Here is a 26,750-nt window from a genome sequence, read left to right on the forward strand (position 1 = left end):
TGTTTGAGCTGCGAGCACGCATTTAATGAGGCTTAGTTGCGGTGTGACAAGTGGTTACAGGCGCAGGAAGGTTGGCCATTTCCCATTTCTTCCATATCGTGGTCGATATGTCGGTTATCTTTGCGATATGGGGTAAACTCGCCTAACCACCGCGTGAACGCGGGCAAGCTTTGTCGCTGCGCTCCATATTTCGCCGGTACGCTAAACGTCAGGCAGTAGGGGGAATTGTGTACGCGAATGTGTCCCGTTACGGAATCATCCCCAACTCCGAAAACTATTCGGATTGCGTTGCTTTTTATCGCGACCTATTTGGTCTTCCTCTACTGTTCGAAAAAAATGAGGATGACTTTAAACTATCCTGTTTCGAGTATGGAAGCGGATACCTGATGGTTGAACAGGGGGGCAAGGCGAAGAAGGGAATCAAGTCGCCAAAAGAGTGCAGTTTCAAGTTGCGGTTCAACGTTGATGACCTGGAAGATGCGCTGAGGGAAATTAGGTCATGGGGCATCGAAGCTTCTATTACCGAGAGTGCATGGGGAAGAACCATCAATATCAGTGATCCTGATGGCAACCGAGTTGGAGTTCGGGATGAGTCCGGCTTTGTGCAACAGATCACTGCATAACGAATCGCATCAGTACGGGGCCGTTGGCTGCCACTGAAGTGGCGTCGCTGTGCTCAGCGTTATACGCAAAAGTGGAGAGGTGAATGTCGAAAGAGTTATTTTTTCCAGTTGTGGAAACTGAACGATTGGTACTTAGGCCTATAGTGATTGAGGACGCGGAAAGCCTGCTGGGAATTTTCTCTGATCCTGAGGTTATGCGGTATTGGAATACTGCGCCTTGGAAAACCCTTCAGGACGCCATTGACTTCATCAATGCGAGTAATGATGCGATACGACGTCAAACATCGCTCGTACTTGGCGTATATCTGAAGTCTACGGGTGATCTGGCTGGTAAATGTATGTTGTTCAGCTATGACAAGGAATCCAGGCGTGCCGAGATCGGATTTGGGTTGGGTCGTTCTGCTTGGGGAAAGGGTTACATTGGTGAGGCTGGCGAGGCATTAATTCAGTATGGTTTCAATTCATTGGGGCTACGGCGAATTGAGGCAGAAATCGATCCGGACAACCAGGCTTCTGCAAACGCGCTTGAGAGACTCGGGTTTTCCCGAGAAGGCTTGTTGAGGCAGCGTTGGGAAGTCAACGGCATTGTCTCTGACTCGGCGATGTATGGTCGACTGGCAAGCGACCCTTCAGCAATGGCTAGCTGAGAATTGCACGTGGCAAGCGCATGATGGCGACGTTAATGAGGTAGAAGACCTCGAATCCAGACATTCATGCACCGGCAGTCCCGGCAAGCCGAGTCGGGTGGCGGCGAGGGTAGCAGACCCTCTGACACCGTGTGTTCGGTGTCTGTTGTGTCTGGACGACGATTCAAAAAGGTTTACACAGGTAGAAGGAAGGGCACTGGCCCGGACTTGGCGGAAGGAAGCACTCTTCCGCCAAGTCCGGGCCAGTGGCGTTTTAGACGCCCTCGTCGGCCTGTAGGCCACCTGCCGGGATGCGGTCGGCGCCCCAGCTTTCCTGAATCATGGCGACGACGCGGTCGAGTTCCTGCTGGTCGACCTGGGCCAGTTCGCCGTGCTCCAGTGGGTCGTAGTGGTAGATGTACAGACGCGAGGCGAACTGCTCGAAGGGCAGAGAGGCCTCGCCAAAGCGTTCTCCATGGCTGGAGGTGCTGACCTTCACGCCCATGCCCCAGTCCTGTCCGCTATCGTTGTTGGGGTTGAAGAAGTAGATGCGCATCTGTCCCGACGGATCCAGCGAGGCCCGCAACACGGTGATGGCATGCCAGCCGATGAAGCGCCCGGCGCTGTCGGTGACGGCGATGCCGGCGGGCTGGGGGTGAATCAGCGGCTGGTTACCGTTGTAGTAGGGGTGGTAGCTCGCATAGAAATGGCGCAGGAAGGTGTCCAGGTCGGTGAGCTGGCCGGTGGCCACGTCCACATTGATACGAAACCCGCGTCCTGCCCACCAGCCATGGAATTCCGGGTTGACCCAGCGGTGGGGGTCTCCCTCACGGCCCAGGCAGCGACGCCCCATCTCGGCGTAGATACGGTCCAGATGCGGCACCACCAGCAGCGACACTGGATCAAGGTCCAGCGGCAGGGTCTGTGCGACGCCGGAGAGGCTCTCCTGAGACGAGATCGGCTGGCCTTCGAAGTGCATCAGGATCTCATCGTCGCGGGCGGCCCAGGCCACCATCTGCAACAGATAGTCCGGGTCGTTGTAGGCCCACATGGACAGCGCTCGCGCCGACTGGCAGGTCGGGTTGTTGCCCTGGCCGACGCCCAATGGAAGGCCCAGCATGCACAGCACACCTTCCATCAGGCGGGCCCGGTAGGACACGCCATCACCGAAGGCGGCGTGGAGTCGCGCCTCGGACCAGTCGGATAGCTTGAGGCCAAGCTGCCGCCACAGTGCCGGCGCCACCGGTGGCTGGTAAAGGATGCCACGTTCCAGGGTCAGTGCCAGCCCATAGACGGCCTGGGCGGTCTCCGGATAGATGGCGGTGCGCACCATGGTGTGGACCAGATCGCAGTAGCACAGCAGGCAATCGCGGCCGGTGGACGAAAGCCCCAGCGCCTCGGACAGCAGGTTGTCACCAAAGTCGAGCAGGTGGCGCAGCAGCACCGGGTGATAGGGCGACACCAGGCCGGTGTCGTGCATCGCCCTGGCAAAACCGCTGGCTTCGTACTGCAGGCCTCTCGCGTCCATGCTGGCTAGCCGTTCGCGGTAGACCTCGATGCCGGGGTCCTCACGGCAGCCCTGGGTCGGGCCGAACAGCGAGCTGACCAGGCGGTCCGCGCCCTGGCCGCTGGCGCCCAGGTCGATCTCGGGGTTGGCTTGACACAGGGCGATCTGGGTGATCATCTGCTTGACCGGATCAACCTGGATCGGGCGCTGCTGCAGGATCCGCCAGATCTCGCTGATCAGCTCGTCGATGACGTGTTCGTAGCCGATGCGCTCGGCCAGGTACTGAAACAGCTGGCGGGGAATCTCGGCCAGACGGCCCTGGGTCTCACGCTCTGCCTCCGACGGGGCGGAAAACAGCAGCGGCAGATTGATCGCCATGACCTGGGTGAGGTAGTGGTGGGCCCCCTCATCGGAAATGAGGTGGTGGCGATAGCGTCCCTTGGCGACTGCCAGCATACGCAACTCGCTCAAGGCCTCGATAACAACCAGCGAACTGTCGGCGCTCTTGAGCGACTGGGTGGTCAGGGAGGGGATCAGAATATGCGGGCTGGCCCAGTCCGATCCCAGAAACAGGCCAGCCTGTTCGAGGGTTTCGGCGCGCTGTTCGATTTCCGCGCAGCCTCCCGGCTGCATCAGCACCCGGCGACAGGTATCGATGACCCGAGGCAGCTTGGCCGGTTTGGCGAACTCCCGGGACTCGCCAAGGCTGGCGATCGCGTCGTCCAGCTTGGTCAGCAGGCCCCGAAGCTTGTCGTTATCCGCGGGGGATGGAGTGTCTGGGTTGGTCACACCGGCTCCTTGTCGTCCTGAAGTTGGCTCCCGGAGGAGTTCCGGCAGCAGTCCCTACATCAGGGGGTCGAGTCGTGTCACGTCGAGCGGACGACGCCAGTATACGCATGCTCGGGCGGCGGCGTCGCCAATCCGGCGGCGCTGCCCCGACGGGGCAGCGCTTAACAGGCAGGCCTAGATGTAGTAGTCCTCGTCTTCCTGTGCCTTCAACAGGTCGCGCAAGGTATGGGCGTCGTCGCCCTTGAAGTAGACCAGGCCCCAGTGGGTACCGAAGGCGGTACGCTTGGTGACGGTCTCTTCCAGCGGCGCGGTCAGCTCGTGTGACTCGAAGTAGGGGTGGTCTTCCACCGACTCCGGGATTTCCAGACGGCTGACCACACGGCGGCGCGGATAGACCCCGAAACAGCCGGCGAAGCCGTTGGCGTCGACCACTTCGCGCGGGAAGAACTCGGCGACTTCCTCGGGCGTGGTCTTGGGGTCGAACACCAGCATGCTGGCCTGGTAGGCGTTGAAGCCATAGACCCGCTCGAGCAGCTCGAACACCTTGAAGCCGGGCGGACGATAGGCCACTTCGCCGAAGTACATCTCGCCATCGCTGGTGACGAAGTACTCGGGGTGGATCAGGCCGAAATCGATGTCGAAGGCCTTGATCAGCTTCTCGATCTGCACGCGGATCTGCTCGCGGTAGCGCTCAAGCTCCGGCGAGGCCGGCACGAACACCGAATAACCCAGGGTCACGTACTCGGAGATGTTGAGAAAGGCGATCTTGCCATCATGGATCCAGGCCTCCACCGCGAACTCCCAGCCGTCCAGGTGGGATTCCATCAGCACCGGAAATTCCTCTTCCGGGATGGTGTCGACCTCGTCGGGTGTACGGATCACCCGGTGTCCAAGGCAGCCAGCCTTGTCGAAGGCCTTGAGGTGGATCGGGTCGTTGGGGTCACCGTCGAGCTTGAGCAGGGTCTGGTTGACCCGCTTGAGGAAGCGGATGACGTCCTGGTGGTCGTGGGCTTCCTCGAAGATGCCGACGCGAATACCGCCGAGCTGCGCACGCCGCTTCATCAGGGCCTTGTCACGCAGCAGCAGCGACTGGCCGTAGAGGCGCGGGTTGTCGAGTAGCACTGAGTTGATCGCTCCGGCCCACTCCACGGTTTCCTCGAACAGTGGAATGGACACGTCCACGCCCATGTCGCGCAGGGTCTCGGCGATTTCCAGCGAGCGGTCGTTGAGCCGTTCGAAGTTCCAGGAGACGTAGGGGATATCGTGCTGCTTGCAGTAGTCCTCGGCCCAGTCCGGGGCCACCACAACGTAGCGACGGTCGAAATTCTCGGCGGCCTCGATGGCGTTCAGGCTCCAGCCGAGTAGTGCGATGTAGCCTTTGTTGGGATCCTTGTTCATGCAGCGCCTCCTTGGAATGGGCGTTGGTGGGCGTAATGGTGCTGGTTGTTCGTGGTCGTCATCCTCAAAAAGTGACGCCTGGTGAGTATGAGCTCCCAGGCGTTAAGGTGCTTCCACCATACAGCTTCAGTGTAGAAGTCTCACATTTCGAGCGCTGCATGACTGTTGAGGCAAAGTCTACTGGGTTTGCCCTTGTGGCCCGGGCATGACCTTGGTATAGTGCCCGCGTCCTGAGCAAGAGGCTGATTTTTCAGGCCTTGCCCGGTGACGTTTTCAGGCAGTCGACATTTCCTTGTTGTCGAGCTCGCCTCGCTGTGGTGGCCCTGTCGGTCCTCCCGCAACGCTAGACCGCAAACCCCGCCAGGCCCGGAAGGGAGCAACGGTAGTGGTGGACGCGTGTGCCGGGATGTGGCTGTCGGGGCCGCCTCCATTTCAGGCCATGCCTTTGATCCTGCAGGACCTTCTACCTCATTGATCCCGCTGTTGCACAACAGTGGTACAAAGAGGTGGTACAACCGTGTCTGCTATCTTGCGCTGAGTATTCCTTATTCCCGCATTTGTGGGTCGGTATTGAGGTGCCCCTTCGATGTGGCATTCGCCGGTCTGATGCGCCGCCCGCGCTGCGATACCAGGAACTTCCTGTTTACACAGCGGAGCGCCTTGCTCGGCGCCCCTACCTGTCTTTCTCGTCTCGGCTCTTCCTCGCCCAGGCGGATACTGCCTTGCCTAGCGGATCTCGCGATCCAGGGCAAAGTAGTCATCGGACTTGAGTTTGGCGATCTCCGCCGAGAGAGTGGATTCTTCGTTGCGCGACAGCAGCACGCTGGCGACGGCGCTCAGTGAGCACAGCACCTCCTTGCATTCGGTGCGGGTGCGCTGGATCGACTGGCGCGCCAGCAGCAGGCACATGGCCTGAGCGCGGGCAGGGCGCTTGATCAGGGTGCCGTAAAGGTTACCGATGACCACGCCACTCAGCTCCTGGTCCTGGATCTCTCGATTGTCGTACTCACGGTAGAAGGCTTCTTCCTGGCCGTCGGGGATGAAGTAGTGGATGAACTCCTTGTAGTCGGGGTCGTAGGCGATGCTGCTGACGGCGTTGACCAGCTTCTTTTTCAGGGCGGCGTGCTCGGGATCCTGCTCGTCGACCTTGGCGAGCCGGTCGGCAATCTTGACCGCGCCTTCCAGTTCACGCAGCAGGTGGGCGTAGCCTGAGTTGATCTCGTCATGGCAGCGGGCGATATCGTCGAAGTCGCTCTTGATGCTGGCGACCATGCCGTCGCCTTCGGGCAGGCTGCCGAGGACCGGGAACAGCAGGTACTTGTGGACGTGGCAGCTCTCGTAGTAGCGCGAGACCTCGTCCTTGAACGCCTGCAGGTATTCGCCGACCTCTTCCAGGTAGTCGTCGTTCTGCTCGATATGCCGCTGGACCGCGTCCACACCATCCTGTTTCCACAGCCGGTTGAGGCGTCGTTCGATCTTGCCGGCGTTGGTGATCATGCTGTTGAAGTCTTTTGACAGCTGGATGGTGGTTTCCTGGACCTTGGTCACGGCGATGGCGCGGGCCTGGTCATTGATGCCGACCTCGCGAGCCATGCGCCGCTGACGGTGATTGTCCAGCGTCCAGGACACGAAGGCACCGAGGATCGCCAGGCTGGTGGCGATGTCCACGCCAATCGATAGGTTGTCCACTGCGTTGTCTATCCTTTTTAGGGGTTATCGTTATGTGCTGGGAATCGCTTCCGGGTTACCAGAAACGATGGCCGTCTCGCGGGCATACTGGTGTAGCCTTAAACAGGTATGCTGAATCGGGCTAATACGATAGTAGTGGTTGTCGATGACGCTTAGAAGCGGAAATCCCGTCGTTTCGATGTGGGTTGTCAGTTTTTTATCAACATGATCGGGAGATTGCATGTCAGACGTCCTTCGTCGGCTCGAGCGGTTGCGGGCGCCAGCCATCGGCCTTGGCTGCATGAACGTGTCCCACGCCTATGGCAGTCCGTTGCCGGAAGCCGAGGCGGTCAGGGTGTTGCAGCACGCTTTCGAGGTGGGCTACCGCCACTTCGATACCGCCACCCTCTACGGCAAGACGGCCAATGAGCGAGTCGTGGGGCAAGCGCTTGCCGGTCGCCGTGAAGAGGTCTTCCTGGCCAGCAAGTGTGGCATGGCCTTCGACCCGGAGATCGGTGCCAAGCGCATCGACGGGCGGCCTGAGACGCTGCGCCGCCAATGCGAGCAGAGCCTGTCGCGACTGAAGACCGATCATCTGGATCTCTACTACCTGCATCGACGGGATCGCCGGGTGCCGATCGAGGAGAGCGTGGGAGAACTGGGACGACTCGAGCAGGAAGGCAAGATCGGCGGGGTCGGGCTGTCCGAGGTGTCGGCGGCGACGCTCAGGCAGGCCCGGCAGGAGCATCCCATCGCGGCGGTGCAGTCGGAGTACTCGGTGTGGACGCGCAACCCCGAGATCGCGCTGCTCGACGCCTGCCGTGAGTCGAATACCGTGCTGGTGGCGTTCAGCCCGCTGGGCCGCGCCTTTCTGACCGGTACCCTGCGTGACCCCGCCAGGCTCGAGGAGGCCGACATGCGCCGAGGCATGCCGCGCTTTAGTGCCGACAACTACCCGCGCAATCTCGCCCTGCTGGCCGAGTTCGAGGCGCTGGCGCGCCAGCGCGAGTGCACCCCCGCCCAGTTGGCGCTGGCCTGGCTGAGAGGGCAGGGCGCGGACGTGATACCGATCCCCGGATCACGAACCGCTGCCCACCAGGAAGAGAACCTGGCTGCCGAGGCGCTGACGCTGGACGCCGGCACGCTTGCGCTGATCAACGCCATGATGACGCCGGACCAGGTGGTCGGTGCGCGTTACAGCGAGGCCCAGCAGGCGGATATCGATACCGAGGAGTTTGCACCGGCGCGTGGCGACGGGGATCACTGAGGCGTCGACAGGCCTCGGGGAGAAATTTGTTCGGCAGCCACGCCGAACTCTGGTCGAATCCTCCTGTCCACCGTGGCGGGCCGGCGCTATGCTGTTTAGCCCCTGAATCTGCCGAGAGCCTTCGCCATGCGAAGGCTGGTCGCACAGCCATGCCGCAAGGAGAGACAGCCATGAGCCATTACAAGGTTACCAACCCGGCGACCGGAGAGGTCGAAGCCACCTACCCCGACGCCAGCGACGGCGAGATTCTGAAGGCCGTGGAGTCGGCGCACCAGGCGTATCTGGCCTGGCGTGACGTTACCCCCGCCGAGCGTGCGGCGCTGCTGCACCGGGTCGCCGACCTGCACGAACAGCGTCGTGACCAGCTCGCCGATATCATCGTGCGCGAGATGGGCAAGCCGAAGTCCCAGGCCCTGGGCGAAATGTCGGTGGTGGTGGACATCTACCGCTACTACGCCGACAACGGCCCGGCCTGGCTGGAGCCGGAGCCCATCGTCACCGGCGGCGCCAAGGCCGAGGTGCGCAAGCAGGGCCTCGGGGTGCTGCTGGGCATCATGCCCTGGAACTTCCCCTACTATCAGGTGGCGCGCTTTGCTGGCCCCAACGTGCTCAACGGCAACACCATCCTGCTCAAGCACGCTCCCCAGTGTCCGGAGTCGGCCAAGGCCATCGAGGACATCTTCACAGAGGCGGGTGCGCCCAAGGGGCTTTACACCAACCTTTACGCCAGCAACGAGCAGGTGGGCGAGCTGATCGCCGACCCACGGGTGCAGGGCGTGTCGCTGACCGGTTCAGAGCGTGCTGGCGCGGCGGTGGCCGAGCAGGCCGGTCGCCAGCTCAAGAAGGTGGTGCTGGAGCTGGGGGGCTCCGATCCCTTCCTGGTGCTGCCCGACGCCGATCTGGAACAGGCGGTCAAGCAGGCGGTGCAGGGGCGTTTCGGTAACTGTGGTCAGGCCTGTAACGCGGCCAAGCGGATCATCGTCGACGACGCCGTCTACGATGACTTCCTGGCGGCCTTCCGCGAGGCGGTGGAGCAGATCAAGGTCGGTGATCCCATGGCGGACGATACCGTGATGGGACCGATGTCCTCGGAGCAGGCGCTGACCAACCTGGATGCCCAGGTCCAGGACGCGATCCGCCAGGGCGCGACCCTGGTCACCGGCGGCAAGCGCCTGGATCGCGCTGGCGCCTGGTACGCGCCGACCCTGCTGACCGGCGTGACCCGCGATATGCGGATCTTCCAGGAGGAGCTGTTCGGACCGGTGGCCGTGGTCTACCGCGCCGCCGATCTGGAGGACGCGATCGACCTGGCCAACGATACGCCCTATGGCCTGGGCGCGGTGATCCAGACCTCCAACCCGGAGGGAGCGCTCGAGCTGGCCAATCGTCTCGAGGTGGGCATGGTCCACATCAACGAGCCGCCCGGCAGTGAAGCCGAGCTGCCCTTCGGTGGCGTCAAGCGCTCCGGCTTCGGCCGTGAGCTTGGCAAGGATGGCATGGATGAGTTCGTCAACCGCCAGATGGTGAAGATGGCACGCTGACCCCGGGCCGACATCTGAGCCGACAGCGCGATGCGCCGCTGAACCAGGACCCGTCAAGTTCGCTTGGCGGGTTCTTGCGTTCAGGAGGGCTCGATCCGCGAGGACAAAACAGGAGGCCAAGGCTGGTGCCAGTGTCTATGGTGACGCCATGGGCCCTTGTCCGCGGTTGAATCGAGACGGCGGCTCGTGTCTGGGGAACCTCGCCGTCGTCGAGCTTTCCAATGACCATCGACCAAGGAGGAGTGCGATATGAATGCCAAGTACCTGCTCGACCAACTGATGAAACAGGCCGGCGGTTCATCTTCCGGCGGTTCGTCTTCCGGCAAGGGCGGCTTCGACGTGCAGGGGCTGATCAGCAGTGTCTCGTCCCAGCTTTCCGGGGGATCGTCGTCGTCCAGCGGTGGCGGCGGCATGGACATGAAGAGCCTGCTCGGCGGCGGTGCGCTGGGTATGCTGATGGGGTCCAAGCGCGGCCGCAGCATGGGCGGCAAGGCGATCAAGTATGGCGCCATCGCCGGCGTCGGCATGCTGGCCTGGAAGGCCTGGCAGAAGTCCCGTGGCGGTGACGAGGCCACCCCCGCGTCTCAGGGGGCTCAATCCGGTGAAGGGGCTCCGCTGGAGGAGCTCGGCGGCGAGGCCCAGGAGCGGCGTAGCCTGGAGGTATTGCAGGCGGTGATCATGGCGGCCCGGGCCGATGGCCACATCGACGCCCAGGAGCGCGCCCTGATCAGCGAGCAGATTCAGCAGCTCGGGGCCGATGATGAGTTGCATGGCTGGGTCGAGCGTCAGCTCCAGGCGCCGCTGGACGCCCAGGCCCTGGCCAGTCAGGCCGACTCGCCCCAGGCGGCGCGGGAGATGTACCTGGCCAGCGCCGCGGTGATCGACGACCAGAATGCCATGGAGCGTGCCTGGCTGGACGAGCTAGGCACCGCGCTGTCGCTGGACGAGAACGTGCGTCGCGAACTGGAACGCCAGCTCGAGGGGCAGGGCTGAGCCACCGTCACGCACGGCCGCTTGAGAAGCTCTCGGACACGCAAGCTCTGACAAGAGCACTGACAGAAAAGCCTTTTGATGATGAAGCCCGGCGCCAGTCGCCGGGCTTCCCTTGTTGACGGGCCCGGCGGCACAATACGTTCGCCCGATTTGCGCTGAAGGCGCTGTCGGTCAACCCGTCGCCGGTCAACAAAAGGAATAATGCAAGCATGCAGGTGTACCACAGTGAAGCGACCAAGCTGCGTCGTGCCAGGACCGAACTCCACGATGGCCAGCTGATGACCCCCTTCGAGTGCCCCGAGCGGGTCGACCTGGTGCTCGCACAGCTCCGTGACAGCGGTGTCGGACCGGTCGCCGCGCCGAGGGAGCACGGCCTGGCGCCGGTGCTGGCGGTGCATGATGCAGCCTACGTCGAGTTTCTCTCGACCTGCTGGGACGAATGGCAGGCCGCCGGTCACGGCGGCGAGGCCATCCCTACCATCTGGCCGACGCGTACCATGCGCGAAGATCGTATTCCCGGCCATGTCGGGGGCAAGCTTGGTTACTATGCCCTCGGTGGCGACACCTCGATTTCCCCGGCACCTTCGAGGCGGCGATGGCCAGCAAGGACGTGGCGCTGTCGGCCTACGAGCACACCGCTTCCAGCGGCCAGCCCAGCTTTGGCCTGTGCCGCCCGCCGGGTCATCACGCCGCCAGTGATCAGTTCGGTGGCTACTGCTTTTTCAACAATGCGGCCATCGTGGCCCAGCGTGCGCTCGACGATGGTCACGCTCGGGTGGCGATCCTCGACGTCGACTTCCACCACGGCAACGGCACCCAGCAGATCTTCTATGGCCGTGACGATGTCCTGACCCAGTCGATCCACGGCGACCCGGACCAGTGCTTTCCCTACTATCTCGGCCACGCCGACGAGAAGGGCGAGGGGCGGGGGCTTGGCTACAACGTCAACTATCCGCTGCCGCCTGGTACCGACTATGCCACCTGGCGCGAGCGCCTGGAGCTTGCCCTGGCCGAGATCAGCGACAAGCAGGCAAGCCTTCTGGTGGTGTCGCTGGGTGTCGATACCTTCGAAGGCGACCCCATCTCGAGCTTCCGCCTCAAGAGCGATGACTTCCTCGACATGGGGCGGCGCCTGGCAAGCCTGGGCCTGCCCACCGTCATCCTGATGGAGGGCGGCTACGCGGTGGAAGAGATCGGCGTCAATGTGGCCAAGGTGCTCCTGGGCTTCCAGGGCGCCTAGGCTTCCAGGGGGGGGGGCGTTCAGTCTAGTGACTCGACGTCTGCCTGGGGCGGCGGATGGATCACCCGCTCCTGCCTGGGTGGTGGCAGGCGAAGGGATGCCCCGGGCCGCGAATACAGCCCCTTGAACAGCTTCAGCCCGAGCCATAGAAACAGCAGCGGAATCACCAGGGTGCGCATCACAAACAGCGCCATCAACTGGAGGATGGCGTTGGTGCCGGATTCGACTCGGCTCTGAATGGCGCTGATGCTGAGGCCGTCGCTGAGGGCTCCGATGCGCTCGGCCAGGCCGTCGAACAGACCTTCGTCCGGGTCCTCGCCCGCCAGGCGGCGTCGCAGGGTGTCGCGTTCGCGGTCCACGGCGGCAAGCTCGGCGAGCTGATTCTCGCGCTCGTCGGTGAGCTCGGCCAGGCGCTGTCGCCGTTGGCCAAGCTGCTGTTCGAGGCGCTCGATCTCGGGGTTGTCGTGGAAGGGGTTGAGGCGCTCGGTCAGACTCAGCCGGGCGGTCAACAGCGACAGCCGACCGCGACTCTGTTCCACCGCGTCCTCGGCCTTGCCGATCTGTCGATTGGTCTCGATCAGCGATTCGCGCAGTTGCTGGCGCCGCTGGTCGGTATCGGACATCTCGGCCTCAAGCCGCTCGCGCTGCTGTGGCGTCAGGGCATCGCCGGCCTCTGCCAGGCCGGTGGCCTGGACCTCTTCGGACAGGCCCTGGACCTCGGCCATGCTGGCGCTGGTGCGCTCATCGAGAAAGGCCTGGTCCACCAGGGTGCTGGCCACCAGTGTCATCAGCAGCAGAAACCGGCCGAGTCCGATCAGTGCGAAGGCCTTCCACGCCAGTGGCGTCAGCCGCCAATCTCGCCACAGGCACAGGATCAGCAACGCCCCGGCCAGGCTCAGGGCAATCTTGAACATCAGCGAGCCGGTGATTTCCAGCAGCAGGGTCTGGCCGATCAGTGAGCCGATGGCCAGCTTCATCACGCTGGCGTAGTCCTCCACCAGGTCGTTGAAGGGGTCCAGCGCCTCGAAGGGATGGGTCGACACGCCAACGCCCATCTCGGTGGACTGCAGCACCGAGATGCCCGCATTGAGCCCCCGGGCCGCAGCGAAGGCGAGCAGCGCCTGGGTAGTGGCGCCCTCGACCTGGCGCTGGGTCGCACGATCGAGCACATCGAGCCAGGACAGCGCCATCACCGCGACGATGGCCAGCGTCAGCAGCACCTTCAGTCGCCGTGAGGGCGAAAGCCGTCGCTTCGCGGTGGGGGGCGTCTCAGAGGAGGTGGGCGCGGAGTCAGACATGAAGGGTCCTGTGGCAATGGAAGGCGGGACGCTACCGTCGGTTGGCTGCGGGTACCTCTCACCATTGGCGGATGCGAGCAACGCCAGACGGGCGCACAGGTGTGAGGTGCCGCTTCAACGGCGTGAACCCCCTTGGCCTTTGCGCCCAAGGCCCCACCCGGTAGAATGCCACGACCATCGGGCGGGAAACACCGTCGCGTGACCGCCACGCCGCCTCGCTCCCGCCGCGTTGTCTCAGCGGGTCGCCTGGCCCAAAGCCCAGCCGCAGGAAAGAACGTTCAATGAGCTATCAGGTACTGGCCCGCAAATGGCGGCCTCGCACCTTCCATGAACTGGTGGGGCAGGAGCATGTCCAGCGGGCGTTGGTCAATGCCCTGGACCAGGGCCGCCTGCACCATGCCTACCTGTTCACCGGGACCCGAGGTGTCGGCAAGACGACCCTGGCGCGTATCCTGGCCAAGTGCCTCAATTGCACCGACAAGGGGGAAGGTGACGACGGCGTGACCTCGACCCCCTGTGGCCGTTGCGATAGCTGTCAGTCCATCGACCAGGGCCGCTTCGTCGACCTGATCGAGGTCGACGCCGCCTCGCGGACCAAGGTCGAAGACACCCGCGAGCTGCTCGACAATGTTCAGTACGCGCCGACCCAGGGTCGCTACAAGGTGTACCTCATCGATGAGGTGCACATGCTCTCCACCAGCAGTTTCAATGCGCTGCTGAAGACCCTGGAAGAGCCGCCGCCCCATGTGAAGTTCCTGCTGGCGACCACCGATCCGCAGAAGCTGCCGCCCACGGTGCTGTCGCGCTGCCTGCAGTTTACCCTCAAGCATATGCCGCCGGAGCGTATCGTCGGCCACCTGTCCAAGGTGCTGGAAGCCGAGCAGGTACCCTTCGAGGAGTCTGCACTGTGGCTGCTGGGCAAGGCCGCCGCCGGCTCCATGCGCGATGCCATGAGTCTGACCGACCAGTCGATCGCCTTCGGCCAGGGTGAGGTCCGCCACGCCGACGTCGCCGCCATGCTCGGTACCCTCGACCATCGCCACGTGCTGGCGCTGATCGAGGCGCTGGCCGAGGTGGACGCCTCGCGGCTGCTCCAGGAGGTGGCGAGCCTGGCCGAGCAGGGCCCGGACTTCGGCGCGGTGCTCGACGATCTGACGGCGGTGCTGCACCGCCTGGCGATCGGTCAGATGGTGCCGTCGGCGCTGGACAACGGTCACGGCGACCGTCAGGCGCTGCTGGAACTGGCCGGGCGCTTCGCCGCCGAGGACGTGCAGCTCTACTATCAGATCGGGGTACAGGGACGTGCCGACATGGCCCACGCCCCTGACCTGCGTACCGCCCTGGAAATGACCCTGCTGCGGATGCTGGCGTTTCGTCCCCAGGGCGTGCCCAGGCCCGCCCGGACGCCGCTGCCGATGCGCGGCGAGACAGCGCCGCAGGCGGGTTCACCGTCTGCCGCGCTGCCTGACTCTCGGAGCGAACCGCAGCCCGAAGTTCAGACACAAGCTCAGAGCCAAGCCCAGAACCAAGCTCAGCCTCACGTTCAAGCTCAGTCCCAGGCTCAGTCTCACGTTCAGCCCGCACCGCAGCCTGAACCACAGCCCGAGCCTGGGGCGCCATCCCCGTCCGAGACCCAGGCGCAGACGGCGGCGCCGGTCGAGGCCAGTGTCGATGCCGCGCCGGCGCCCGTCGATGGGCCAGCGCCCATGCCGGGTGAAGCGCCAGACAGTCGCGATGATAGCGGTGGCGAAGCCGACTATCGTGCGAACAACCACGCCAGTGACGTGCCGCCGCCCTGGGAGGGCGGTGCTCCCGAGGACCCTACGCCGGGCGCTGAGGCGCCCACCGCCGTCGCCAGCGAGCCGGCACCGACCGCCTCGAATGAGCCGGTTGGCCTGGCCGAGACGCCGTCCGCCGAGGCCCAGGCCGGGCAAGCGATGGCGTCTACTCAGGACCAACCGCTCCCGACCGAACCGCTCCCGACTGAACCGCACCTGGCCGAAACGCCTGCGGTCGCCGGGGGCGAAGCGAGTAGCGAAGAGCCCAGCCCCGAGCCAAGCCCCGAGCCAAGCCCCGAGCCAAGCCTTGAGCCCGACGCCGAGGTCGAGGAGAGGGCGGCCGAGGCGATGGTCGACGAGGCGCCGCAGCACCAGCAGCACGCCGCAGAGCCCGCCGCTGGCGAGACTACCGCGATGCCGACAGGGGCGCTGACTCACAGCGCCTGGCTGGCCCACTTCGACGATCTTGGCGTGTCGGGCCTGACCCGTAACCTTGCCGCCCACTGCGTGGTGGCCGCCGACGACGGTGAACGGCTACATCTGCATCTGGACCCGTCGCAATCGGCGATGAACGCCGAGGTTCACCAGAACCGGATTCGCGATGCGCTCGAGGCCCTGGGGTATCCCCGTCGACTCGAGATCGAGGTGCGTCAGCTCGACACCAGCGTCGAGACTCCGCGGCAGATGGCCGAACGCCTGGCAGCGGAACGCCACGCCGAAGCGGTTGAGGCCTTGAAGCGTGATCCCCATATTCAACAATTGCAGCAGACATTCGGCGCCAGGCTGGTGGAGTCCACCGTGACCCCCGCCGGCGAGACCCGCAAGGCCAGACGCTGAGCGTCTGCGCCTGACAGTTTAAAACGAGAGGATCGGACCATGATGAAAGGTGGAATGGGTAACCTGATGAAGCAGGCCCAGGAAATGCAGGACAAGATGCAGCGGGTCCAGGAAGAAATCGCCAAGGCCGAGGTGCTGGGTGAAGCCGGCGCCGGCATGGTCAAGGTGACCATGAACGGCCGCCATGACGTCAGCAAGGTCGAGATCGACCCGTCGGTGATGGAAGAGGACAAGGAACTGCTCGAGGACTTGCTGGCCGCTGCGGTCAACGACGCCGTGCGCAAGGTCGAGACCAGCTCCAAGGCCAAGATGGAAGAGGTGACCTCGGGCCTCAACCTGCCGCCCGGCTTCAAGATGCCGTTCTGAGCCGACCCTGACGCGACCCGGGCCAGCGACTGGCCTGGGCGAGAGTGTATCCGCCGGACGCAGTGTTCGCCCGGCGCTGGACGAGTTTGCCCATGAGTTTTTCTCCCCTGGTCGAGCAATTGATGGACGCGCTGCGCGTGCTGCCGGGCGTCGGGCCCAAGACCGCCCAGCGTATGGCCATGCACCTGCTGGAGCGCCAGCGTGAAGGCGGCCAGCGTCTGGCCGAGGTGATGCGTGAGGCGGTCGAAAGGGTAGGCTACTGCCAGCGCTGCCGGACCCTGACCGAAGAGCCGCTGTGCGGGCTTTGTCAGAGCGCGCGTCGGGACGACAGCCTGCTGTGTGTGGTCGAGTCGCCGGCGGATATGCTGGCCATCGAGGAGGCCGGCGGCTTTCAGGGACGTTACTTCGTGCTGCACGGCCACCTGTCGCCGCTGGACGGTATCGGGCCCGAGGACATCGGTCTCGATCAGCTCGAGACCCTGATGGAAGAGGGCCTGATCGAAGAGGTGGTGCTGGCGACCAATCCCACCGTGGAAGGCGAAGCCACCGCCCACTATATCGCCACCCAGATCCAGCGCCACGGTGCACGTCTGTCGCGTCTGGCCTATGGTGTTCCCATGGGGGGTGAGCTCGAGTACGTCGACGGCGGGACCTTGAGCCGCGCCTTTTCCGGTCGCCTGCCCTTCGACAGTGAATAAGTCGGGCGAACGTTGTTGCCTCAAATGGATGCTTGAATGCCTGTAATCCCTGATATTCGATGGATCGATAGCGCCGACGCTCTCGACGACGCCTGCCAGGCGCTGTCCCAGGCACCGGTACTGGCGCTGGACACGGAGTTCTTTCGCGAGAAGACCTTTCACCCGGTTCCCGCACTGATCCAGATCTACGGTGGCGACGCCACCTATCTGATCGACCCGCTGGAGGTCGCCTGCACCGAGCGTTGCCGGCAACTGCTGACCAATGACGCCTTGAAGCTGCTGCACGCCAGCAGCGAGGACCTCGAGGTATTCGGCCACTGGGCCGGGGTCGCGCCGACGCCGCTGGTCGACACCCAGGTGGCCCAGGGGCTCTTGGGCGAAGACGCCGCCATGGGCTACCAGCGGCTGGTGGAGTTCTGGGTGGGCGAGACGCTGCCCAAGGAAGAGACCCGTTCGAACTGGCTGGAGCGCCCCCTTAGTGATTCCCAGCTGAGCTACGCGGCGCTGGACGTGGTCTACCTGCTGATGGTGTGGCAGCACCAGCGTGAGTCGCTGGAGCGCCACGGTCGACTCGAGTGGGTGCTGGAGGACTGCACCGACCTGGTGGCCCAGTCGCAGCGCTCCAGCGAAAGCGACGGCCAGTGGTACCTGCGCCAGCGTCAGCTATGGCGGCTGGCCCCGCGTCAGGTCGAGGCCTACCGCCTGATGACCACCTGGCGCGAGGGCGAGGCCCGGGCCAGGGACCTGCCGCGCAACTGGGTGATTCAGGATCGTGTGCTCTACGCCATCGCCGAGAAGATGCCGGCCAACCGTCATGACCTGGCGGCGGTGGAGGGCGTCAAGCCGACCCTGATCAAGCGAGAGGGCGACACCCTCTTGGCGATGGTCAAGCAGGCCGCGCACCGAGAGGCCTCGGAGCTCGCGCCTGCGCCGCTGGCACCGACCTTGCCGCCGTTCAAGGCGCGCATGAAGGCGCTCAAGAAGGTGGTCAATCTCGACGCCGAGTCGCTGGGAGTCGCCCCCGAGGTGCTGCTGCGCCGGCGTGAGCTGGAAGCCCTGGTCACTGCCAGCCTGCGCAACCAGCCGCTGCCGCTGCCCGGTGGCTGGCGTGGCGAACGACTTAATGAGCGCCTTGAAGGAGCCCTGGGGGAGTTGGCCCAAGCCGGCTAGAAAGAAGGACTCGACCAGGCTGACGAAACACTAACAGCAACGACGAGGCGTCCGATGAATCGAAAGGACGCCCACCAGACCGACAGGGCAGCCCAGGTGGCGCCCGATGAGACCGACATGACGACGATGCAGGGCAAGATGCTGTGCGAGATATTCAAGAGCTCGCGCAAGGACGAGATGTATCTCTACGTGGACAAGCGCGAGGGGCTCAAGCGGGTCCCCGAAGCGCTGATGGAGCGCTTCGGCACGCCGGTATCGGTGATGACCATGATCCTCACCACCGACAAGGCGCTGGCGCGCGCCAGCGGCGCCGAGGTGATGGCGGCGATCGAGGAAAAGGGGTTCTATTTTCAGATGCCGCCGGCCAAGGACGAGTATCTGCTGGACCTGTATCGCACCCCCACCGAAGCCCGCTACTGACGTCATGGCCGAGCTGAGAGAACGTTTCTGGGAGCGCTACGCGCTCGATGAGCTGACCCAGCAGGAATGGGAGGCGCTGTGCGATGGCTGCGGCCAGTGCTGCCTGCGCAAGCTCGAGGACGAGGACACCGGCGATCTGGCGGTGCTGGGCCTGTCCTGCCGGCTGCTCGATACCCACAGCTGCCGCTGCAGCGACTATGACAATCGCCTCGCCAAGGTGCCGGACTGCACCCAACTGACGCCCGAGCTCGCCCACCAGTTCAAGTGGTTGCCGCACTCCTGCGCCTACCGACGGCTGGCCGAGGGACGAAAGCTCGCCGGCTGGCACCATCTGATCTGCGGTGATCCCGAGCGGGTCCACCGCAAGGGTATCAGCGTGCGCAGCTTCGCCATCCCCGAGACCGAGGTGGACGAGGCCGACCTCGAGGACCACATCATCGCAGTGATCCCGGTCGAGGGCTGAACGCCTCTTGTGGCAACGCCACCTGCAATCTCTGATAGCGACCTCCTTCGGGAGGTCGCTTGCGTTGTGGCATGCCCCTGGTACCTGGCGTGCCGTCAGCCCGCCGCCATGGCCTCGATCAGGGCGTCGCGAAACGCTTGGGCCGGCGGCGACAGTGCTCTCTTGCGGTCCCAGGCGAAGCCCACGTCCATGGTCGGGATGGGGTCGGCCAGGTCGATGTGCTCGATGCGTCGGCCCTCCAGCGACCAGGGCCGATAGACCATATCCGACAGGATGCTGACGCCCGAGCCGCTGGCGACAAGGGAGCGCACCGCTTCCACCGAGGATGTGCTGAACAGCGTCTGTGGACCGAGTCCCGATGGTGCCCAGTAGCGCAGTGCGGTCTGCTCGGCCTCGTCGACGTTGAGCATGATATAGGGCTCGCGGGCGACGTCGGCCAGGCCAACGTCGCGCCTGCCGTGAAGAGGGTGGTGGCTGGCGACCCACAGGCGGCGGGGCGATCGGATCAGCAGGTGCTGGGCCAGCGGGGCACCCGGTTCAAGGTTGGAGATCAGCATGATGGCCAGATCGAAGCGCCCGCCGAGCAGGCCGGCCTGGATCGTCGGCCTCGAGGCCTCGTGCAGGCGTACCGTCACACCGGGATAGCGACGTTGAAACTGTGCCAGCAGCGGCGGAAGAAAGTAACCCGCCACGGTATAGCTCATGGCCAGATCGAGGCGTCCCTCCAGCGTCGGCGAGTGCACCCGGGTCGAGTCGAAGGCCTCGTCCACCGCCTGGAAGACGTGTCTGACCCGGTCGAGAAAACGCGTGCCTTCGCGGGTCAGCACCATGCCCTGGGCCTGTCGGTCGAACAGCTTGACGCCCAGCTCGTCCTCGATTTCCCGCACCCCGGTGGTGATCGACGACTGGGACACGTTCAGGTCCACCGCGGCCTGGGTCACCTTGCCGCTTTCCGCCACCGCCACGAAGTAGCGCAGCTTGCGAAGGGAAGGACTGCGCGCCATGTGAGATCTCCCTCAAGTTCTGTTGTTCGAACCTGTTATTCGGATTTTTTGATAATGCCAAACAAGAATTGGTATTTCCAATCAGTGGCGTCTCTCATATACAACGATGGAACACCCGCGAGGAGACCCACAATGACAACACTGGACCTCAATGCCGACATGGGGGAGGGATTCGGCGCCTGGCGCATCGGCGGAGACATCGACGATCGCATCATGGCCGGCATCAGTTCCGCCAATATCGCCACCGGCTTCCACGCCGGCGACCCAACCATCATGACCCATAGCCTGCAGCAGGCGGCGAAGCACGGGGTCGCGGTGGGGGCCCATCCCGGATTTCGCGACCTGGTCGGCTTTGGTCGCCGGCATATTCACGCCGCCGCCGATGAACTGGTCAATGACGTCATCTATCAGCTCGGCGCCCTGCGCGAACTGGCCGCCCGGGAGGGCCTAGGCCTTCATCACCTGAAGCTTCACGGGGCCCTGTTCATGCACGCGGCCAGGGACGAGGGCTTCGCCACGGCGCTATGTCGTGCACTGATGACCATCGACGCCAATCTGCCGATCTACTGCCTGGCAGGGTCGGTGATCGATCGTGTGGCCGAGGCCGAGGGCATCCAGCGCGTCCACGAGTTCTACGCCGATCGTGACTACGACGATCAGGGTTCCATCGTCTTTGTCCGCCAGGTGCAGCGCCTCGACCCCGAAACGGTAGCCGAGAAGGTGCTGCTGGCGGCCCGCGAGGGCGTGGTCGAGACCGCCAGCGGCAAGCGTGTACCGGTCAGCTTTCAGTCGGTGTGCCTGCACAGCGATTCCCCCGGGGCGCTGGAGATGCTCGACGCCATCCGCCGCCGGCTGGCCGATGCCGGCATCGAGCTCAAGGCTCCCTGAGCCTGCGGCCGCCTGGCCACAGCCATCTTCACCTTGATCGTGTTCAGCGCAAACCAATTCCAATGACAAGCGAGAGACCTCATGTCCCAGCAAACACAGCAAGCCCCCTTTCCCGGCGTCTTCTATCGCCGTCCCTCGCCCGAGGCCGAGGCCTTCGTGTCCCCGGGTGATAGCGTCCAGGCCGGCGACACCATCGGCCTGCTCGAAGTGATGAAGCAGTTCTGCGAACTCAAGGCCGAGGTGACAGGCCAGATCGCGTCCATCGAGGTGGATGACGGCGATGTGCTGGAAGCCGGTCAGGACATCCTGGTCATCGACGTTTCGGAGGGCGAGGCATGAACGCGACCCGTCTGTTGATCGTCAATCGCGGTGAGATCGCCGTGCGGGTGGTGCGCGCCGCCCGCGAACTCGGCCTGACCAGCATCGTCACCCACAGTGAGGCCGACGCCGACAGCCTGGCGGTCAAACTGGCCGATGAGGCGGTATGTATCGGCCCGGCCCAGGCCGCCAAGAGCTATCTGAACATCGAGGCGATCCTGGCGGCAGCCCGGGAAGTCGGTGCCGAGGCGGTCCATCCCGGCTACGGCTTCCTGTCGGAGAGCGCCGACTTCGCGCGCCGTGTGGTCGAGGCCGGCATGATCTTCGTCGGCCCCGACGCCGAATTGATCGAGCGCATGGGCAACAAGGCCGAGGCCAGGCGCACCGCTCTGGTCGCAGGTGTTCCGGTGGTGCCGGGGTCGCCGTCGGCGGTGGCCGACGTGGAGGAGGCGGTGAAGGTCGCCCTGGAGGTCGGCTATCCACTGCTGATCAAGGCCGCCGCCGGCGGTGGCGGGCGCGGCATTCGCACCGCTGCCGACGAGGCGGAACTCCGCGCCCAGCTACCGCTGGCCCAGAGCGAGGCGCGAGCCGCCTTCGGCGATGACAGCGTCTATCTCGAGCGTTTTATCGAGCGTGCACGACATATCGAGGTGCAGATCCTGGCCGACGGTGAGCGTGCCGTGCATCTGTACGAGCGGGAGTGCTCGCTGCAGCGACGGCGTCAGAAGGTGTTCGAGGAAAGCCCATCGCCGGCGCTGGACGAGGCCGCCCGCGAGCGCCTCTGCGCCTCCGCGGTGGCGCTCGCCGAGCACGTCGGCTACAAGGCCGCCGGGACGCTTGAGTACCTGTACGACGATGACAGCGGTGAGTTCTTCTTTATCGAGATGAATACCCGCATCCAGGTGGAGCATCCGGTCACCGAGATGATCACCGGTGTCGATCTGGTGCGGGCGATGCTCAGGGTATGCCTGGGTGAGCCGCTGGGGGTGGCCCAGGACGATATCGCGATACGTGGCTGGGCCGTGGAGATGCGTATCAACGCGGAAGACCCGGACAATGGCTTCTTTCCGTCGCTGGGGCAGGTCGAGCGACTGACCTGGCCCACCGGCCCGGGAGTACGCGTCGACAGCGCCCTGTACGAGGGCTACAGGATGCCGCCGTTCTATGACTCGCTGGTGGCCAAGCTGGTCGTCTGGGACGAGGATCGCGCCTCGGCGCTGGTCCGAGCCAGCCGTGCCCTCGACGAGTTCACGCTGGAGGGCTTCACCACCACGGCGGGGCTGCATCGTCGGCTGGTCGAGGACCAGGCAGTACGTCGCGGCGACTTCCATACCGGCACCCTGGAGCACTGGCTGGGCACAGCATCGGCGGCGTCAGCGCCATCAGTACAGGAGCAAGCGTCATGAAGCCATCCACCCAGCGTGACCCCAGGCAGGCCAAGCCCGCACGCTACAGCGCCGCCGGAGACGAGTTCCTGTTCGTCGAACTGTCCGAGGCGATGAACCTGGAAGCCTTCTTTCGCGGGGTGTCGATCACCAGTCGGCTTGCCGAGCGCGAGATCCCCGGGGTGACCGAGATCTGTCCCGCCAACGCCTCCTATCAGGTGCGCTACGATCCTGACCGGCTGCCGCTGTCACGCTTGATCGAGACTCTGGAGCAGATCGATGCCGAGGTGCTCGGCCAGCAGGTTCAGCGCCTGGAGACCCGGGTGGTGGAGGTGCCGGTGCTCTACAACGACCCCTGGACCCATGAGACGCTGATGCGCTTTCGCGATCGCCACCAGGACCCGTCAGGCACCGACCTGGAGTACGCCGCCAGGATCAACGGCTTTGCCAGCGTCGATGGCTTTATCGAGGCCCACAGCGCCAGTCCCTGGTTCGTGTCCATGGTGGGGTTCGTCGCCGGCCTGCCGTTCATGTACCAGATGGTGCCCCGAGAGCGCCAGATCGAGGTGCCCAAGTACGTGCGGCCTCGTACCGATACGCCCAAGCAGACCGTCGGCTACGGCGGCTGCTTCAGCTGCATCTACTCGGTGCGCGGCGCCGGGGGCTATCAGATGTTCGGGGTGACCCCCATGCCGATCTACGATCCCAGCGGCAGCCAGCCCCACATCGACGACTCGATGATCTATTTCCGTCCCGGTGACATCGTCAAGCATCGGCCCGTCGATCGCAGCGAGTACGACGCCATGGTGGCCGCTGCCGAGGCTGGGCGCTTCCGCCCGAAAACCGCGCCATTCGTGTTCGACCTGGATGAATATCGCGAGGCCCCCGAAGCCGTGGCCCGTCGCGTCGAGGAGGTGCTCAATGAGCATTGAAGTGATCAAGCCGGGGCTTGCGACCTCGGTCCAGGATGCCGGACGCGCCGGTCATTACCACCTGGGCATTCCGCCCTCTGGCGCCATGGACCAGTTCGCCATGCGCTCGGCCAACCTGCTGCTGGGCAACGCCGAGGACGCCGCGGTACTCGAGTGCGCCTTGATGGGACCGGAGCTGCGCTTTACCCAGGCCTGCCGTATCGCCACCGGTGGCGCAGAAATGGTGCCGAAGATCGATGGCCAGCCCCACCCCAACTTCGAGGTGCTTGAGGTACCCGCCGGCAGCGTGCTGAGTTTCGACTTCGTGCGTGCCGGGGCGCGACTCTACCTGGCGGTGGAGGGTGGCATCGACGTGCCCGAGCGTCTGGGTAGTCGCAGCACCTACGCGCTCGGTGCCCTCGGTGGCTTCGAGGGACGCCCGCTCAAGGCCGGCGATGTGCTGCCCATCGGTCAACCCAACGCCGCAACCCGCGCGGCAGTCGGTCGGCGTCTTCCCGAGGCCTTTGTGCCGCGCTTTGCCAAGCACTATGAGCTGCGCGTGGTGCCGGGACTCTACGACCACCTGCTCGAGGAAGAGGCGAGGGAACGCTTCTATCAGGAGGACTGGAGCGTGGCCTCGGAGGCCGATCGCATCGGCTATCGCTTCAAGGGCGGCACGCCGCTTCGGTTCATCGAGCGAGAGCCGCCCTTCGGAGCCGGTGACGACCCGTCCAACATCGTCGATGCCTGCTATCCCATCGGCTCGATCCAGGTGCCCGCCGGCAGCGAGCCGATCATTCTCCACCGAGACGCCGTGTCCGGCGGTGGCTACGCCATGGTTGGCACGGTGATCAGCGCCGACATGGATCTGGTGGGCCAGATTCAGCCCCATCAGAAGGTGCGCTTCGTACAGGTGTCCCTCGGACAGGCGCTGGAGGCGCGCAAGGCCTACGCTGAGCGCCTGGAGGCGCTGCGCATCGCCCTGGGTCAGGCCCAGGGTCAGGCGCTCGACTAGCCGGCTGAAAAGGATCGAAGGCAAGAGCCTGAGTGCTTCGATCCCGTCTCACTTATTCCCGCAATTGCCACTTTGCCCGGCGGAGCCAGACGTCTCCGCCCGGGCTCCCCTTGCCCGGAATGTCACTCGAGCCCTGTCACCGAGGTATGGGCTGACTCTTCTGTCCAAGGGACTTCGTCCAACCACAACAACAGCACGAGGCAACAACCATGAACGACACGACATCCCACGAGAAGGCTGGGCAAGGCGCCGGCGACTTCGCCGACCGCCCCATGCCCCTGGACCAACGCATGCCCAGAGGCAATTTGATGATGGCCTGGTGGGCGGTATGCAGCGCCATCTTCTACATGGTGGTGGCCGCCGCCATGGCCCGCAGCTACGGCACCACCAACGCGCTGATCGGGATCGCCCTGACGGTGGTCTGCTACGGCGTCATCAATGCGGTGATCAGCCGCTATGCGATACGTACCGGGCTGACCGTGGCGCTGTTTTCCCGGGTCCTGTTCGGTCATCTGGGAGCGATGATCGCGACCCTGATCTTTTTTGCCACGGCGCTCTACTACGCGGTATTCGAAGGCTATGTGATGGCGCTGGTGCTGTCCGAGTGGTCGCCCTCGCTCGGCATGGCCAGCGCTACCCTGATCGTGGTGGTGGTCGGAGTCTCGCTGATCTTCGGCAGCGTCCAGCACTGGCTCGACAAGTTCAACGGCGTGCTGCTGCCGGTGTACATCGTCGGCATGCTGATCGCCGTGGGCATGGCGATGGCCGAGTTCGGCTATCCCTCCGGCTGGCTCTCCCGGGTGCCCGAAGGAGGCGCCAGTCCCTTCGGCTGGCTGTCCACCTTTGCCTACTACATGGGGGTCTGGGTGCTGATGATGTTTACCTTCGACTACGCCCGCTTCGGTCGCGTCGAGGATAGCCGCTTCCATGCCCGCGTCACCTTCGGCATTCCCTTTTATCTGATGACCTTCGTGTTCAGCGGAGTGGTGGGGATCCTGCTCGACGCCTGCCTGCCTACCGACGGCCTGTCGGAGGCGTCCATCGTGTTGGGGCTGCTAGAGTTGATGGGGCTCGGCGGGCTGGCGCTGGTGTGGGTGACCCAGAGCCGCATCAACACCGCCAACTTCTACCTGGCGACGGTCAATCTCGAGGCCTTCGTCGGCAAGCTCACCGGCCTCAAACTCAACAAGATCCTGGCCGGCTGTCTGGTGGGCGGGCTTGCCTACCTGCTGATGCGGGCGGACGTGTTCAGCTACCTGCTGGCGGCCCTGGCCTATCAAGGCGTGTTCGTGGTGGCCTGGGTGGGGGTGGCACTGGCCCATATCCTGTCGCCGGAGGGGCGTCTCGAGGTCGATCTGGACGCTGACATCAGCGCCTTCAACCCTGTGGGGCTGGCGGCCTGGGCCCTGGCGGCGATTGTCGGCATCGCGCTGATGCTGTCGCCGAGTCTGGCCGGAGCCTCGGCACCGCTGACCTTTGTGGTGGCCTGGGGGAGCTACGCCCTGGGCCGTGGTCTGGCCCGGCATGGAGCCACCGCTGCCTGACCGGCTATGACCGGCTAGATAGGGAAACGACAGCGCCGGGCCTCGTGAAGAGGCCCGGCGCCTTGTCGGCAAAGAAGGCTTCGCCGAGTGTTGGCGATCAATTGCCGCTGTGGCTGGCGTCCGTCTGCCGGTCGTCGCCTTCTTCTGTGCTTTCTCCTTCGTTGTCAGCCTGGGCGTCATCGCTACCTTGCGGTTCGGCGGCTGTAGCGGCGGCGTCGGGGTCGACCGCCGGCTCTGAGCGCTCGCTTTCCATCGCTTCTTCCATCTCGCCTTCCATGTCACCTTCGAGAGACCCCGACATGGCCCCCTCACCGGTGAACAGCGGACGGGCGTCATCGAGGCTGTTGAAGTCTTCAATCAGGACGGTGGCGTTCTCGGCCTCGCCTTCGTTGCCTTCGGCTTCGACGTAGCTGCTGCCGTCGAAGCGCAGGTGCAGGGCCTGAGCCGGCTGATCGGCGGCCAGGTGGCGCTTGACCACCAGGTCTCGCCAGCCCTCGTGAGATGCTTCGCCAAGCTGGATCGGAGGCTGGGTGGTGGGCTGGGCGCTGATGACGCGGTAGGCGTCGTCCTGGGCTTCGAGGATCAGGGTATCGCAACCACCGGTGCCGCAGACCATCGGGCCGACCACGTGGACCACGGCCTCGTCCTGACCATCGTCGTTCAGGTCACTCCAGCCGACCAGGTAGCGAATCTCGCCGAGCTGGGGATCAAAGTTGGCGCGCAGGGACTGCTCCAGTGCCTCGCGGCGATCCGCCGGGCTCATCTCCGAGATGTCGTCGCCTTGTTCGCCGCTGGTTTCGTCTTCACTGGCGGAGTCTGCGCTCTCGTTGCTGCCGCCACCATTACCGGAGGTGACGTTTTCGCTCTGCTGTGACGCGCCCTCGGACGTCTCGGAATCGCTGTCGTCGGAGCAGCCGACGAGGGAGGTGCCGAGCCATAGCGCAGCGGTGAGGGCGAGCATCGGTTTGGCGTTCATGAAATTCCTTATTCTGAAAGTGGCCGC

General features: G+C 64.4%; 25 protein-coding genes and 1 other RNA gene. 19 read left to right on the forward strand and 7 right to left on the reverse strand.

The window, feature by feature from the left end; genetic code table 11:
• Positions 1 to 170 precede the first annotated feature (170 nt).
• Together EBB56_RS10260 and EBB56_RS10265 are read left to right on the forward strand one after the other, a co-directional pair.
• Positions 171 to 623, forward strand: coding sequence for a VOC family protein (locus tag EBB56_RS10260; RefSeq protein WP_260425331.1), 453 nt, complete (start codon positions 171 to 173; stop codon positions 621 to 623).
• An 83-nt stretch (positions 624 to 706) separates the two neighbouring features.
• Positions 707 to 1,270: a GNAT family N-acetyltransferase gene (locus tag EBB56_RS10265; protein WP_124804318.1), complete on the forward strand. Its 564-nt coding sequence runs from the start codon at positions 707 to 709 to the stop codon at positions 1,268 to 1,270.
• A gap of 253 nt (positions 1,271 to 1,523) precedes the next feature.
• On the opposite strand, the gene EBB56_RS10270 is transcribed toward EBB56_RS10265, so the two are convergent.
• On the reverse strand, positions 1,524 to 3,545 hold the full coding sequence (locus EBB56_RS10270; protein WP_124804319.1) for a hypothetical protein: 2,022 nt from the start codon (positions 3,543 to 3,545) through the stop codon (positions 1,524 to 1,526).
• Between the two features lie 174 nt (positions 3,546 to 3,719).
• On the reverse strand, positions 3,720 to 4,943 hold the full coding sequence (locus EBB56_RS10275; RefSeq protein WP_045993197.1) for an acetyl-CoA carboxylase biotin carboxylase subunit family protein: 1,224 nt from the start codon (positions 4,941 to 4,943) through the stop codon (positions 3,720 to 3,722).
• A 324-nt stretch (positions 4,944 to 5,267) separates the two neighbouring features.
• On the opposite strand from EBB56_RS10275, the gene ffs reads away from it, so the two are divergent.
• Positions 5,268 to 5,364, forward strand: an RNA gene (gene ffs, locus EBB56_RS10280) — signal recognition particle sRNA small type.
• Between the two features lie 305 nt (positions 5,365 to 5,669).
• Here ffs and EBB56_RS10285 read toward each other — a convergent pair.
• Together EBB56_RS10285 and EBB56_RS10290 are read right to left on the reverse strand one after the other, a co-directional pair.
• Positions 5,670 to 6,632: a hypothetical protein gene (locus EBB56_RS10285; RefSeq protein WP_045993201.1), complete on the reverse strand. Its 963-nt coding sequence runs from the start codon at positions 6,630 to 6,632 to the stop codon at positions 5,670 to 5,672.
• A 30-nt stretch (positions 6,633 to 6,662) separates the two neighbouring features.
• A complete protein-coding gene (locus EBB56_RS10290) occupies positions 6,663 to 6,854 on the reverse strand; it encodes a hypothetical protein (RefSeq protein WP_124804320.1) in 192 nt (63 codons plus the stop codon).
• Between EBB56_RS10290 and EBB56_RS10295 the strand changes: the two genes are divergently transcribed.
• The 4 genes from EBB56_RS10295 (at position 6,853) to EBB56_RS22340 (ending at position 11,652) form a co-directional block, all read left to right on the forward strand.
• The gene (locus EBB56_RS10295; RefSeq protein WP_124804321.1) at positions 6,853 to 7,878 is read left to right on the forward strand and encodes an aldo/keto reductase; all 1,026 of its coding nucleotides are present in this window, start codon (positions 6,853 to 6,855) and stop codon (positions 7,876 to 7,878) included. The two genes, EBB56_RS10290 and EBB56_RS10295, sit on opposite strands and share 2 nt — an antisense overlap.
• 170 nt (positions 7,879 to 8,048) lie before the next feature.
• Positions 8,049 to 9,419 carry an NAD-dependent succinate-semialdehyde dehydrogenase gene (locus EBB56_RS10300; protein WP_108132613.1) on the forward strand — a complete coding sequence of 457 codons (1,371 nt, stop codon included), beginning with the start codon at positions 8,049 to 8,051 and terminating at the stop codon, positions 9,417 to 9,419.
• A gap of 249 nt (positions 9,420 to 9,668) precedes the next feature.
• Positions 9,669 to 10,412 carry a tellurite resistance TerB family protein gene (locus tag EBB56_RS10305; protein ID WP_124804322.1) on the forward strand — a complete coding sequence of 248 codons (744 nt, stop codon included), beginning with the start codon at positions 9,669 to 9,671 and terminating at the stop codon, positions 10,410 to 10,412.
• A gap of 595 nt (positions 10,413 to 11,007) precedes the next feature.
• On the forward strand, positions 11,008 to 11,652 hold the full coding sequence (locus tag EBB56_RS22340; protein WP_409360205.1) for a histone deacetylase family protein: 645 nt from the start codon (positions 11,008 to 11,010) through the stop codon (positions 11,650 to 11,652).
• 20 nt (positions 11,653 to 11,672) lie between these two features.
• On the opposite strand, the gene EBB56_RS10315 is transcribed toward EBB56_RS22340, so the two are convergent.
• Complete coding sequence (locus tag EBB56_RS10315; protein WP_124804323.1) at positions 11,673 to 12,950, reverse strand: hypothetical protein; 1,278 nt, start codon at positions 12,948 to 12,950, stop codon at positions 11,673 to 11,675.
• Positions 12,951 to 13,231: 281 nt separating this feature from the next.
• Between EBB56_RS10315 and dnaX the strand changes: the two genes are divergently transcribed.
• The 6 genes from dnaX to EBB56_RS10345 all read left to right on the forward strand — a co-directional run bounded on the left by dnaX (position 13,232) and on the right by EBB56_RS10345 (position 18,682).
• Positions 13,232 to 15,565 carry a DNA polymerase III subunit gamma/tau gene (gene dnaX, locus EBB56_RS10320; protein ID WP_124804324.1) on the forward strand — a complete coding sequence of 778 codons (2,334 nt, stop codon included), beginning with the start codon at positions 13,232 to 13,234 and terminating at the stop codon, positions 15,563 to 15,565.
• Between the two features lie 39 nt (positions 15,566 to 15,604).
• A complete protein-coding gene (locus EBB56_RS10325; RefSeq protein WP_045993209.1) occupies positions 15,605 to 15,931 on the forward strand; it encodes a YbaB/EbfC family nucleoid-associated protein in 327 nt (108 codons plus the stop codon).
• Positions 15,932 to 16,023: 92 nt separating this feature from the next.
• Positions 16,024 to 16,629 carry a recombination mediator RecR gene (recR, locus tag EBB56_RS10330; protein WP_045993210.1) on the forward strand — a complete coding sequence of 202 codons (606 nt, stop codon included), beginning with the start codon at positions 16,024 to 16,026 and terminating at the stop codon, positions 16,627 to 16,629.
• Between the two features lie 36 nt (positions 16,630 to 16,665).
• The gene (gene rnd, locus EBB56_RS10335; RefSeq protein ID WP_124804325.1) at positions 16,666 to 17,799 is read left to right on the forward strand and encodes a ribonuclease D; all 1,134 of its coding nucleotides are present in this window, start codon (positions 16,666 to 16,668) and stop codon (positions 17,797 to 17,799) included.
• A gap of 117 nt (positions 17,800 to 17,916) precedes the next feature.
• Positions 17,917 to 18,219, forward strand: a complete 303-nt coding sequence (locus tag EBB56_RS10340) for a YcgL domain-containing protein (protein WP_124804472.1) — start codon at positions 17,917 to 17,919, stop codon at positions 18,217 to 18,219.
• Between the two features lie 4 nt (positions 18,220 to 18,223).
• Complete coding sequence (locus EBB56_RS10345) at positions 18,224 to 18,682, forward strand: YcgN family cysteine cluster protein (RefSeq protein ID WP_045993212.1); 459 nt, start codon at positions 18,224 to 18,226, stop codon at positions 18,680 to 18,682.
• A gap of 95 nt (positions 18,683 to 18,777) precedes the next feature.
• On the opposite strand, the gene EBB56_RS10350 is transcribed toward EBB56_RS10345, so the two are convergent.
• Positions 18,778 to 19,686: a LysR substrate-binding domain-containing protein gene (locus tag EBB56_RS10350; protein WP_045993213.1), complete on the reverse strand. Its 909-nt coding sequence runs from the start codon at positions 19,684 to 19,686 to the stop codon at positions 18,778 to 18,780.
• Positions 19,687 to 19,818: 132 nt separating this feature from the next.
• On the opposite strand from EBB56_RS10350, the gene EBB56_RS10355 reads away from it, so the two are divergent.
• The 6 genes from EBB56_RS10355 to EBB56_RS10380 all read left to right on the forward strand — a co-directional run bounded on the left by EBB56_RS10355 (position 19,819) and on the right by EBB56_RS10380 (position 25,747).
• Positions 19,819 to 20,574, forward strand: coding sequence for a 5-oxoprolinase subunit PxpA (locus EBB56_RS10355; RefSeq protein WP_124804326.1), 756 nt, complete (start codon positions 19,819 to 19,821; stop codon positions 20,572 to 20,574).
• A gap of 81 nt (positions 20,575 to 20,655) precedes the next feature.
• Positions 20,656 to 20,913, forward strand: coding sequence for an acetyl-CoA carboxylase (locus EBB56_RS10360; RefSeq protein ID WP_045993215.1), 258 nt, complete (start codon positions 20,656 to 20,658; stop codon positions 20,911 to 20,913).
• Entirely contained in the window at positions 20,910 to 22,298 is a 1,389-nt protein-coding gene (locus EBB56_RS10365) for an acetyl-CoA carboxylase biotin carboxylase subunit (protein ID WP_124804327.1), read from the forward strand. Before EBB56_RS10360 ends, EBB56_RS10365 begins: the two co-directional genes overlap by 4 nt.
• A complete protein-coding gene (locus tag EBB56_RS10370) occupies positions 22,295 to 23,209 on the forward strand; it encodes an allophanate hydrolase subunit 1 (RefSeq protein ID WP_124804328.1) in 915 nt (304 codons plus the stop codon). The genes EBB56_RS10365 and EBB56_RS10370 overlap by 4 nt, the downstream gene beginning before the upstream one ends.
• Entirely contained in the window at positions 23,199 to 24,203 is a 1,005-nt protein-coding gene (locus EBB56_RS10375; protein ID WP_124804329.1) for a biotin-dependent carboxyltransferase family protein, read from the forward strand. The genes EBB56_RS10370 and EBB56_RS10375 overlap by 11 nt, the downstream gene beginning before the upstream one ends.
• A 209-nt stretch (positions 24,204 to 24,412) precedes the next feature.
• A complete protein-coding gene (locus tag EBB56_RS10380) occupies positions 24,413 to 25,747 on the forward strand; it encodes a cytosine permease (RefSeq protein ID WP_124804330.1) in 1,335 nt (444 codons plus the stop codon).
• Between the two features lie 97 nt (positions 25,748 to 25,844).
• Here EBB56_RS10380 and EBB56_RS10385 read toward each other — a convergent pair whose 3' ends face one another.
• Complete coding sequence (locus EBB56_RS10385; protein ID WP_124804331.1) at positions 25,845 to 26,723, reverse strand: hypothetical protein; 879 nt, start codon at positions 26,721 to 26,723, stop codon at positions 25,845 to 25,847.
• Positions 26,724 to 26,750: the final 27 nt, after the last annotated feature.

Source organism: Halomonas sp. YLB-10 (assembly GCF_003856855.1).
Taxonomy (GTDB): Bacteria; Pseudomonadota; Gammaproteobacteria; order Pseudomonadales; family Halomonadaceae; genus Halomonas; species Halomonas litopenaei.